Genomic DNA, 10,531 nt, shown 5'->3' with positions numbered 1-10,531 from the left:
GGCGAGAGCCTGACGCTGCCGGCGATCGCGGCCGTTCTGATCGGCGGCACCTCGCTGTTCGGCGGCGTCGGCACCGTGTTCGGCACCTTCATCGGCGCGCTGATCCTGACGCTGGTGCTGAACGGCATGAACCTGCTCTCGGTCAGCGCCAACTGGCAGCCGCTGGTGACAGGCATCATCGTCATTCTCGCGGTGTGGCTCGACATGAAGACCCGCCGCCGCGCGCAATGAGTTCATTGAGTTCCAACAAGCAAAATGAGGGATGGAGGCAACATGAGACAACAGAAACTGGCTTACCTCGCACTGCCGCTGCTGATGGCGGCCGCGTTCACCAGCGAGGCGCGCGCCGACGGCGAGACCATCGCCGTCTTCACCAAGAACCAGACCAACCCGTTCTTCCAGACGGTGCGGGTCGGCGCCGACAACATGGCGAAGACGCTGAACGCCAAGACGCTGCAATACATCCCGACCAAGCCCGACAGCATCCCGGAGCAGCTGAGCCAGATCGAGGACGTCGTCGTGAAGAAGCCGAGCGCGATCGTGTTCACGCCGGTTGACTACAAGGCGATGGTGCCCGGGGTCGAGAAGATCAACGAGGCCAAGATCCCCGTCGTCAACATCACCGACCGCTCCGCGGGCGGCAAGTTCCTCTCCTTCGTCGGCGCCGACGATTACAGCCTCGGGCTCGAGACCGCGCGCTTCCTGCTCAAGACGCTGGGCGGCAAGGGCAACATCGTCATCATCGAGGGCGTCAAGGGCTCGCTGACCAATGTCGATCGCGTCCGCGGCTTCAACGACGCGCTGAAGGAGACCCCCGGTGCGAAACTCCTGGCGTCGCAGCCGGGTAACTACCAGCGCCTCCAGGCGCTCCAGGTGATGGAGAACCTGATGCAGTCGAATTCGCAGATCGACGGCGTGCTGGCGGCCAACGACGCCATGGCGGTCGGCGCGATCGAGGCGCTCGACGGCGCCAACCGCAAGGCCCAGGTGATCGGCATCAACGGTACCAAGGAGGCGATCGACGCGATCAAGTCCGGCAAGCTGCTCGCGAGCGGCGACTACAACGGATTTGCCCAAGGCTGCCTCGGCACCATGATGGCGATCCGGTCCTTGCGCAACCAGCCCGTCATCGCCGAGATCGTGCTGAAGCCGACTGTCATCACCAAGGACAATTTTGGGCCGTTCGACGTGCCGCTGGAGCAGCGGACCTGCCCGACCTTCGAGGAGGCCGGCAAGCTCAGCGCGAAGTAAGCGCACTCACGACAATCTCGGACGGCCGTCGCGGCGGCCGTCCCAAGAACCGAGTCAAGAAACGGAGACCACCATGCTGTTCGCCATTCACGCCGTCGACCGCGCCGGCGCGCTGCCGACCCGGCTTGCCAATTACGATGCCCACAAGGCTTTCCTCAGCGACACCTCGCGCTTCGGCGTCAAGATCGTGATGTCGGGGCCGCTCGTCTCCGACGATGGTCAGACGATGATCGGCAGCCTGTTCCTGATCGAGGCACCGGGTCGTGGCGAAGTCGAAGCCTTCAATCGCGCCGACCCCTTTGCCGCCGCCGGCATCTGGGAAAAGGTCACGATCACGGGCTTCCTGCGCCGGCAGGGTTGAGGCCGGCCCCATCAAAAATGCGAAAACAACCCCATGCACAGTAGAATGGGGTTGTTTTTGCTGACGAATTTCCGGCGCGAATCTCACCCTTCAGCCGCTCGTCGCCACAGCTCCGTCTTCGAGATGACAGGCCACCCACTGCTCGGTCCCAACTGCGCGAAGCACCGGCTCTTCGACCCGGCAGCGATCGAAGACGAGCGGGCAGCGGGTGTGGAAGCGGCATCCCTTCGGTGGATTGATCGGGCTCGGCACGTCGCCCTTGAGGATGATCGGATTGCGCTGGGCGCCGGGCTCGGGCAGCGGCACCGCTGAGAGCAGCGCTCTGGTGTAGGGATGCCTTGGCGCGGCAAAGATCTCTCGGCGCGGCGCTATCTCGACGATCTTGCCGAGATACATCACGGCGACGCGGTGGGTCATGTGCTCGACGATGGCGAGGTCATGGCTGATGAACAGCAGCGCGAGGCCGAACTCGCTCTGGAGATCCTGCAGCAAATTGACGATCTGCGCCTTGACCGAGACGTCGAGCGCCGAGACCGCCTCGTCGCACACGATCAGCTCGGGTTCGGCCGCGAGCGCGCGGGCGATGCCGATGCGCTGGCGCTGGCCGCCGGAGAACTCGTGCGGCCGGCGGTTCAGCGCCTCGCGCGGCAGCCGCACCGTGTCCATCAGGGAGGTGACGCGGACCTCGAGATCCTCGGCGGATTTGGCGAGGCCGAAATTCCGGATTGGCTCGGCCAGAATGTCACGCACCCGCATGCGCGGATTGAGGCTGGAGAACGGATCCTGGAACACCACCTGCACGCGCCGGCGCATCTGGCGCATCGTGCCCGGATGTGCGTCGTCGATACGCTGGCCGTCGAGGATGACTTGGCCCGCGGTGATGTCGAACAGCCGCAAGATGGCGCGGCCGACCGTCGACTTGCCGCAGCCGGACTCACCGACGAGCGACAGCGTCTCGCCGCGCGCGATCTCGAAGGAGACGCCGTCGACCGCATAGACGAATTCGGACTTGCGGCCGAACAGGCCGGACTTGACCGGAAAGTGCTTCTTGAGGTCGTTGACCTGGAGCAGCGGAGGGCTCATGCCGCGACAGCTCCTTTGGCCGCATAGTGGCAGGCGGCGACGTGACGAGGGCCCTTCTCCTCGAGCCCCGGCGCATATTGGCGGCACAGATCGGTCGCGAGCGCACAGCGACCGGCAAAGACGCAGCCGGTGATCGGCTTTCTGAGATCGGGCACCTGCCCGGGAATTTCGGCGAGCCGTCTTGCCGTGCCCGTGAGCGACGAGCCGAGCCGCGGCACCGCACCTAACAGGCCTTGCGTATAGGGATGACGCGGCGAGCGGAACAGTTCCGCCACCGGCGCCTCCTCGACCTTGCGGCCCGCATACATCACCATGACGCGCTCGGCGATCTCGGCGACAACGCCGAGGTCGTGGGTGATCAGGATGATGGCCGCGCCGACACGGCGCTTGAGGTCCAGCATCAGCTTCAGGATCTGCGCCTGGATCGTCACGTCGAGCGCGGTGGTCGGCTCGTCGGCAATGAGAAGCTTGGGATTGCAGGCCAGCGCAATGGCGATCATCACGCGCTGGCGCATGCCGCCGGAGAGCTGGTGCGGATATTCGCGCACGCGCCGCTTCGGCTCGGGAATGCCGACCAGCGTCAACATCTCGATCGCGTGCGCCTCGGCCGCCTGCTTGTCCAGGCCCTGATGGATCATCAGCGTCTCGCGGATCTGCCGGCCGACGGTCAGAACCGGATTGAGGCTGGTCATCGGCTCCTGAAAGATCATCGAGATGTCGTTGCCACGGATCGCGCGCATCTCGCGATCGGAGAGTTGCAGCAGGTCTCTCCCGGCAAAGCGGATCGCACCTGCGATCCTGCCCGGCGGCTCCGGGATCAGCCGCATCAGCGACATCGATGTCACCGACTTGCCGCAGCCGGACTCCCCGACGATGGCCAGCGTCTCGCCCTCGTTGACATGGAAAGACACCCCGTCCACCGCGCGGTTGATGCCGCCGGGGGTGCGGAAATGAGTCTGGAGGTTATCGACTTCGAGCAGCGCCATCGCGATCAGCCCCCGGTCAGAGACGCTTGGCCATGCGCGGATCGAGCGCATCGCGAAGGCCGTCGCCGAGCAGATTCACCGCAAGCACGGTGACGGACAAGAAGGCCGCCGGAAAGAACACGATGTAGGGCTTGACCTGCCACAACGCGCGGCCCTCGGCCATGATGTTGCCCCAGGACGGAATGGTCGGCGGTGTTCCGGCGCCGATGAAGGACAGGATCGCCTCGGTGATCATGGCGCTGGCGCAGATGTAGGTCGCCTGCACCAGCATCGGCGCCAGCGTATTCGGCAGGATGTGACGGAGGATGATCATCGGTGTGCGCGTGCCGCAGGCGACCGCGGCATCCACATAGGGCTGCTCGCGCAGCGACAGCACCACGCTGCGCACGAGCCGCGAAACACGCGGGATCTCGGCGACGGTGATGGCGAGGATGACGTTGCCGACGCTCCCCCGCGTCAGCGCCATCAGCGCGATCGCCAGCAGGATCGGCGGGATCGACATCAAGCCGTCCATGAAGCGCATCAGGATGCCGTCGGCCCAGCGGATGAAGCCGGAGACCATGCCGATGGCCAGGCCGGCCACGGATGCGAAGATCGCGACCGACAGGCCGACCGTGAGCGAGACCCGCGCACCGAACAGCACGCGCGAGTAGATGTCGCGGCCGAGCACGTCGGTGCCGAACCAGAAATCGGCGGACGGCGCACGCGTGCGCTTGGCGGGGGCGAGCGCGGTCGGATCGACCGTTCCGAGATAAGGCGCGAAGACCGCGATAAGAACGAGCGTCAGCAGCAGCGCGCCACCAATGGCGACCGTCGGATGGCCGCGCAAAAACCCGACGAAGCCGCGCCGGATCGTGACCGGCCGCAGGATTTCCGGCAGTTGTGGCGCAAGAACGAGCCCGGCCGGGAGCGCCTGCGGATTGATGGTCGTGTCGGTCAATAGCGGATCCTCGGGTCAACGAGCGTATAAATGACGTCGATCATCAGATTGACGAGGACGTAGACGAAGCTGAACAGCAGGACGATGCCCTGAATCACCGGATAGTCGCGGCGCAGGATCGCGTCGATCGTGAGCCGACCGAGACCCGGAATCGCGAACACGCTTTCGGTGACGACCGCGCCGCCGATCAGGAGCGCGATGCCGATCCCGATCACGGTCACGATCGGCACCGCCGCGTTCTTCAGCGCGTGAATGAACAGGATGCCGCCCTGCCCGAGGCCCTTGGCGCGCGCGGTGCGGATATAGTCCTGCTGCAACACTTCGAGCATGGCGGCGCGCGTGATGCGCGCCACCAGAGCGATGTAGACGCAGCCGAGCGCGATCGCGGGCAGGATCAGGTTCTCGAGCCACGGCCAGAAGCCTTGCGTGAGCGGCGTATAGCCCTGCACCGGCAGCCATTCGAGCTCGAGCGCGAAGATGTAGGCGAGCATGTAGCCGACCACGAAGACGGGCAGCGAGAAGCCGAAAACGGCAAAGCCCATGATGACGCGGTCGATCAGGCTGCCGGCCTTCCAGGCCGCCATCACGCCGAGCGGCACTGCCACCACGATCGTGAGCAGCAGCGTGACGATCATCAGCGACAGCGTCGGCCCTAAGCGCTGTCCGATCATCGCCGAGACCGGCAGGTTGGTGAAGATCGACGTGCCGAGATCGCCGTGCAGGATGCGCCAGACCCAGCCTCCGAACTGGACCAGGAAGGGACGATCGAGACCGAGGCTCTGGCGGATGCGCTCCACATCCTCCGGACTCGCCTGGTCGCCCGCGATCACCACGGCGGGATCACCCGGCGCAATGTAGAGCAGGCTGAACACAAACAGCGCGACGATTGCCATGACCGGCAGGGTCGCGACGATGCGACGGAGGATGTAGGAGAGCATCTGGCCTCAACGCACGATCATGCAGACTTCGACACACCCCAGAAGAACGGCAGCGGCCCCTTGGTGATGCCGGAGACGTTCTTGCGCCAGGCCGTGTAGGTCAGGAAGAAGCCGGTCGGCGCATAGACGACATCCTCGAGCGCCGCCTTGTTGACCCGCCCGATCGCCGCCTTCTCTTCCTCGAGATTCTTGGCGTCGAACCAGGTCGTGATCTCCTTCTCGGTATTCGGACTATTGGGCCAGCCGAACCAGGCCTTTTCGCCGTTGGCGCGGATGGCGGTATAGGCGGCGGGCGTGATGCAGTCGGCGCCGGCGTGCCAGCTGTGGAACATGTTCCAGCCACCCTGCCCGGGCGGCGTCTTCGCCGCGCGGCGCGAGCCGACCGTGCCCCAGTCCGTCGCGACGAAGTCGACATTCATGCCGAGCCGCTTCAGGAGATCCGCGGTCACGTCGCCTTGCGCCTTGGTGATCGGCTGGTCCTGCGCCACCAAGCAAGTCACCGGCTGGCCGGAATAGCCGCTTTCGGCCAGCAGCTTCTTGGCCGCATCGAGATCGCGCTTGCCCTTCAGGATCTCGCCGCCGAGCTCGCTGTAGAGCGGCGTATCCGGCGTGAAGAAGCCCGGCAACGCCTTCCACAATGCGTTGTCGTCGCCGACGATCGCGCGCATGTAGTCTTCCTGGCTCATCGCCATCAGCACCGCGCGCCGCGCCCGCACGTCGTTGAACGGCGCGAATAGATGGTTCATGCGGAACGAGCCGATATTGCCGAGGGGATCGCCGATGTCGACGCTGATGTTCTTGTTCTTCTTCAGCACGGGCACGAGATCGGCGATCGGATTCTCCCACCAGTCGACCTCGCCGTTCTGCAGGGCGGCGGCCGCGGTGGCCGGATCCGGCATCACGATCCATTCCACGCGATCGACCAGGATCTGCTTGCCGCCGGCAAGCCAGGAGGCTTTCTCCTGCCGCGGGACGTAGTCTGCGAATTTCTCGAACACGGCCTTGGCGCCGGGGACCCATTCGCCCTTGGCGAATTTCATCGGACCCGAGCCGACATACTCGGTGATCTGCTTGAACGGATCGGTCTTGGCAATGCGCTCAGGCATGACGAAGGAGCACGGCGCGTTGTTCTTGGCCAGCGCGTAGAGCATTTTCGGGAAGGGCTGCTTCAAGACCCATTTGAAGGTGCGGTCGTCGACGACGGTCAATTCCTGCTGGTTGGCGAGGATCATCAGCCCCATCGGATCGCGCGCAGCCCAGCGCGACAGGCTCGCGACGACATCCTTGCTCAGCACCGGCTCGCCGTCGTGAAACTTGAGACCGGGGCGCAATTTGAACGTCCAGGTCTTGCCGTCGTCCGAGGTCTCCTCGGACTCGACCATCTGGCGCTGCGGCTGCAACGAGGAATCGATGCCGTAAAGCGTGTCCCAGACCAGAGCGGCGGCATTGCGCACGACATATTGCGTGCCCCAGATCGGATCGAAATTGGCGAGATTGGCTTGCGGCACGAAGCGGAGGGTGCGGGCTGATGCGCCTTGCGCGATCGCGGGGGCCGAGAGGCCCGTCAATGCCAGACCGCCCGCGCCAGCCAGTCCCTTCAATACGGTCCTGCGATCCATGAAGTCCTCCCAATAATGCCGTGATGCCGGCCATCGTTGGCCAAGAGCAGGTGAAACCAGAACCCGTTGGCGTGCAAATGGTATGCCACTAACCGGACCTTCGCCAGCGGGATCTCAACGTCTTTTGGGGCGGGCCCAGGCCTCACAGAGCTGCCGCCAGCATCTCGCCGGTCTCGATATGCGGGATCGCCTCGACCAGCTTGCGCGTGTAATCGGTCTTCGGATTGTCGAACAGCGCCCGGCTCTCGCCCTGCTCGACGATTCCGCCATTGCGCAGCACGATGGTGCGGTCGCAGAGCATGCGCACCACGTTGAGATCGTGGCTGACGAACAGCAGCGCGATGTCGTTCTCGCGCCGCAAGCGGTCGAGCAGTTGCAGCACAACCGCCTGCACCGAGACATCGAGCGCGGCGGTCGGCTCGTCCAGCACCAGGAGCCGCGGCCGGCAGGCGATGGCGCGGGCGATGCCGACGCGGGCCTTCTGGCCGCCGGAGAGCTGGTGCGGAAACCGCGGCAACAGATCCAGCGGCAATCCCACCCGCACGGCGCATTCCTCCACCCGTTCGCGAAGCGCCTCACCCGGGCGCATGCCGCCAAGCCGCATCAGGGGGTGGGCGATACAATCGAACGCCGTAAAGCGCGGATTGAGGCTCTCGTTCGGATCCTGGAACACCATCTGGATGTCTTTGCGCAAGGGCGAGCGGTGAAAGTCGCGCGAGGCCACGTGTCCGATCGAATGCCCGTCGAACACGATGTCGCCTTCGCTCGGGTCGATCAGGCGGCAGATCATCCGCGACGTCGTGCTCTTGCCGGAGCCGGACTCCCCGACGAGACCGACGCTCTCGCCGCCGGTCATGGTCATCGAGAAGTCGGCCACCGCAGCAGAGCCCTGGTCGAAGCGTTTTGCCAGTTTTCGCACTTCCAGGAGCGGCGGCGTGCCGTGCGCTAGCTCCGTTCGGGGCTTGCCGACGACAGTCGCGTAGCGCTCTCTCTCCTCTTCCGTCACGAGGTCTTCGATACGGGACGTCGCGGTCGGCGATGCCGCGACCAGGCGCCTGGTATAAGCGTGCTGCGGCGCGCCGAAGAGTGTCTTTGGACTCGCCTCCTCGACGATGCGGCCACGTTCCATCACGGCGATGCGGCGGCAATAACGCGCCGCGAGCCCGAGATCGTGCGTGATCAGGATCGTGGCCATGCCGCGCGCGGCGGCGATATCCGCCAGGAGATCCATCACCACTTTCTGGGTAGTGACGTCGAGGCCGGTGGTCGGCTCGTCCGCGATCAGCAGCGCGGGATTGCAGGAGATCGCGATCGCTATCATGACGCGCTGGCACATGCCGCCGGAGAGCTCGTGCGGATAGGCGTTCATCCGCGCCTCGGGTTCGCGGATCTGAACGGCGCGCAGCAGGTCCAGCGCCTCGGCGCGCGCGGCGTCCTTGGAGATCCGCTTGTGGGTGAGGATCGCGTCCGCGATTTGCAGGCCGATGGCCCGGATCGGATTGAGCGCCGCCCGCGGGTTCTGGAAGATCATCGACATCGCGGCGCCCTGGAGCTGACGAAGGTCATCGCCCCTGAGTTTTGTCACGTCCTGTCCACGAAACAGGATCCTGCCGCCGGTGACGCGCCCCGCTGCGTCGAGCAGCCGCGTCGTGGCGAAGCCCGTCACAGACTTGCCCGAGCCGCTCTCGCCGACGAGGCCGAGCATCTCGCCCTTCTCGACCGTGAGCCTCACGCCGCGCACGGCCTCGACCATGCCGCGCCGCGTCGAGAACGCGACGTGGAGGTCGTCAATGCTGAGCAGCGCCTCGCTCATGTGCGCATGCGGGGGTCGAGAATGTCCCGCATCCCGTCCCCGAGGAGATTGAAGCACAGCACGGCCATCATCAGCGCCAGACCCGGAAATGCGACCAGCCACCACCGCCCGGTCGAGATGAAGCGCGCGCCTTCCGCGACCATGATGCCCCATTCCGGCGTCGGCGGCTTGACGCCCAGACCGATGAAGGACAGGCCCGCGGCGTTGAGAATGGCCCAGCCGAGGTTGAGCGAGATCTGCACCGCCATCGCCGGCAGGATGTTCGGCAGCAGGAAGCGCAGCACCACCGAGAAATGGCTCTCGCCGCAGGCCCGCGCCGCCTCCACCCAACCGACATTCCGGCGGACATTGACCTCGGCCCGCGCGAAGCGGATGTAGAAGGGAAGATTGATGATCGCGGTCGCGATCACGATGTTCTCGATCCGGTTGCCGAGGGCTGCGACCATGGCCATCGCCAGCACGAACAGCGGAAAGGCCATCATCACGTCGACGAAGCGGCCGACGCCGCGATCGAGCCGGCCACCGGCATAGCCACAGAACGAGCCGACCACGGCTCCGATCGCGAAGGAGATGCCGACGGCCGAGACCGCAATGGCAAGATCTAGACGCGCGGCGATGATAAGACGGCTGAACACGTCGCGCCCGAGCTGGTCGGTGCCGGCAATGTGCGCCGCGCTCGGCGGCAGCAACGCCTCCGAGACATTGGAGGCCACGGGATCGTAAGGCACGATCCACGGTCCGAAGATCGCGACCAGCACGAACAGGAGCACGCCGGTGGCGGCAGCGGCGGTGAGCGGGTTTCCGCGCAGGATCCAGACCGAATGGCGGAGGGTTGCGCTGGTCATCCGATCGACACCCTGGGATCGGCGATGCCGTAGCAGATGTCCACGACCAGGTTGACCAGCACAAACAGGCTGGCCATCAGCAGCACAAAGCCTTGCACCGGCGCATAGTCGGAGGACAGCAGCGCATCGAGCGCATAGGAGGCAACGCCCGGCCAGGAGAACACTTTCTCCACCAGCACATTGGCGCCCAGCATGGTCGAGAATACGATGCCGGCGATGGTGATCACGGGGAGGATCGCATTGCGTAGCGCGTAGGTCACGACCACCTTGCGCCAGGACAGTCCGACCGAGCGCGCGGTGCGCACGAAGTCACTGCCGAGCGAGACCAGCATCGAGGCACGCGTGATCCGCGCCAGCGGCGCAATCACGAACAGCGCCATGCTCACCGCCGGCAGGATCAACTGCTTGCAGGCCGCCCACCAGCCCTCGAAATCGCCGGCGAGCAGGAAGTCGATCGAGAGAAACCCGGTGTGCTGCGGCGGCAGCGACGTGAAGACGTCAATCCGCCCTGTTGGATCGGGTGCAAGGCCGAGCAGATAGTAGAAGACGTAGATCAGCAGCAGGCCCGACACAAAGGTCGGCACGCAGACGCCGAGCGCGCAGAACAGCCGGACGCCGTGATCGACGACGGAGCCCGGCCTCAAGGCCGCGAGCACGCCGAGCGGCACCGCGGCGATCAGCGCGATCAGGAGCGC

The 10,531-nt window shown here is 65.4% G+C and carries 11 protein-coding genes; 3 read left to right on the top strand and 8 right to left on the bottom strand.

Going from position 1 to position 10,531, the window contains the following annotated elements; translation table 11 throughout:
• From IC66_RS0113255 to IC66_RS0113245, 3 genes are all read left to right on the top strand, one after another.
• The coding region (locus tag IC66_RS0113255; RefSeq protein ID WP_038947950.1) for an ABC transporter permease subunit at positions 1–231 on the top strand (231 nt) is incomplete at its 5' end.
• 42 nt (positions 232–273) lie between these two features.
• Positions 274–1,251, top strand: coding sequence for a sugar ABC transporter substrate-binding protein (locus IC66_RS0113250; RefSeq protein ID WP_028142480.1), 978 nt, complete (start codon positions 274–276; stop codon positions 1,249–1,251).
• Positions 1,252–1,324: 73 nt separating this feature from the next.
• Complete coding sequence (locus IC66_RS0113245; protein ID WP_028142479.1) at positions 1,325–1,612, top strand: YciI family protein; 288 nt, start codon at positions 1,325–1,327, stop codon at positions 1,610–1,612.
• A gap of 90 nt (positions 1,613–1,702) precedes the next feature.
• Here the strand turns inward: IC66_RS0113245 and IC66_RS0113240 are convergent, their stop codons facing one another.
• From IC66_RS0113240 to IC66_RS0113205, 8 genes are all read right to left on the bottom strand, one after another.
• Entirely contained in the window at positions 1,703–2,695 is a 993-nt protein-coding gene (locus tag IC66_RS0113240) for an ABC transporter ATP-binding protein (protein ID WP_028142478.1), read from the bottom strand.
• Positions 2,692–3,681 carry an ABC transporter ATP-binding protein gene (locus IC66_RS0113235; RefSeq protein ID WP_028142477.1) on the bottom strand — a complete coding sequence of 330 codons (990 nt, stop codon included), beginning with the start codon at positions 3,679–3,681 and terminating at the stop codon, positions 2,692–2,694. The genes IC66_RS0113240 and IC66_RS0113235 overlap by 4 nt, the downstream gene beginning before the upstream one ends.
• Before the next feature lie 16 nt (positions 3,682–3,697).
• Positions 3,698–4,621, bottom strand: a complete 924-nt coding sequence (locus IC66_RS0113230; protein ID WP_028142476.1) for an ABC transporter permease — start codon at positions 4,619–4,621, stop codon at positions 3,698–3,700.
• Complete coding sequence (locus tag IC66_RS0113225; RefSeq protein WP_038947949.1) at positions 4,618–5,559, bottom strand: ABC transporter permease; 942 nt, start codon at positions 5,557–5,559, stop codon at positions 4,618–4,620. The genes IC66_RS0113230 and IC66_RS0113225 overlap by 4 nt, the downstream gene beginning before the upstream one ends.
• 17 nt (positions 5,560–5,576) lie before the next feature.
• Positions 5,577–7,178, bottom strand: a complete 1,602-nt coding sequence (locus IC66_RS0113220) for an ABC transporter substrate-binding protein (protein ID WP_038947948.1) — start codon at positions 7,176–7,178, stop codon at positions 5,577–5,579.
• Between the two features lie 142 nt (positions 7,179–7,320).
• Positions 7,321–8,991 carry a nickel ABC transporter ATP-binding protein NikE gene (nikE, locus tag IC66_RS0113215; protein ID WP_038947947.1) on the bottom strand — a complete coding sequence of 557 codons (1,671 nt, stop codon included), beginning with the start codon at positions 8,989–8,991 and terminating at the stop codon, positions 7,321–7,323.
• Complete coding sequence (locus IC66_RS0113210) at positions 8,988–9,836, bottom strand: ABC transporter permease (protein WP_038947946.1); 849 nt, start codon at positions 9,834–9,836, stop codon at positions 8,988–8,990. The genes nikE and IC66_RS0113210 overlap by 4 nt, the downstream gene beginning before the upstream one ends.
• Positions 9,833–10,531, bottom strand: a 699-nt coding sequence (locus IC66_RS0113205; RefSeq protein ID WP_038947945.1) for an ABC transporter permease, incomplete at its 5' end; no start/stop codon positions are given. The genes IC66_RS0113210 and IC66_RS0113205, both read right to left, overlap by 4 nt.

Origin of the sequence: Bradyrhizobium genomosp. III (assembly GCF_000261705.1) — a bacterium.
In the GTDB taxonomy this organism is placed as follows: domain Bacteria; phylum Pseudomonadota; class Alphaproteobacteria; order Rhizobiales; family Xanthobacteraceae; genus Bradyrhizobium; species Bradyrhizobium ottawaense.
Note: the sequence above shows the minus strand (reverse complement) of the source record. Positions and strands in the feature narration are given on the sequence as shown.

Bases quoted from the DNA above. Each gene is read 5' to 3' on its own strand.
- nikE (WP_038947947.1), bottom strand. From the start codon at position 8,991: ATGAGCGAGGCGCTGCTCAGCATTGACGACCTCCACGTCGCGTTCTCG.
- IC66_RS0113245 (WP_028142479.1), top strand. From the start codon at position 1,325: ATGCTGTTCGCCATTCACGCCGTCGACCGCGCCGGCGCGCTGCCGACC.
- IC66_RS0113210 (WP_038947946.1), bottom strand. From the start codon at position 9,836: ATGACCAGCGCAACCCTCCGCCATTCGGTCTGGATCCTGCGCGGAAAC.
- IC66_RS0113250 (WP_028142480.1), top strand. From the start codon at position 274: ATGAGACAACAGAAACTGGCTTACCTCGCACTGCCGCTGCTGATGGCG.
- IC66_RS0113225 (WP_038947949.1), bottom strand. From the start codon at position 5,559: ATGCTCTCCTACATCCTCCGTCGCATCGTCGCGACCCTGCCGGTCATG.
- IC66_RS0113235 (WP_028142477.1), bottom strand. From the start codon at position 3,681: ATGGCGCTGCTCGAAGTCGATAACCTCCAGACTCATTTCCGCACCCCC.
- IC66_RS0113220 (WP_038947948.1), bottom strand. From the start codon at position 7,178: ATGGATCGCAGGACCGTATTGAAGGGACTGGCTGGCGCGGGCGGTCTG.
- IC66_RS0113240 (WP_028142478.1), bottom strand. From the start codon at position 2,695: ATGAGCCCTCCGCTGCTCCAGGTCAACGACCTCAAGAAGCACTTTCCG.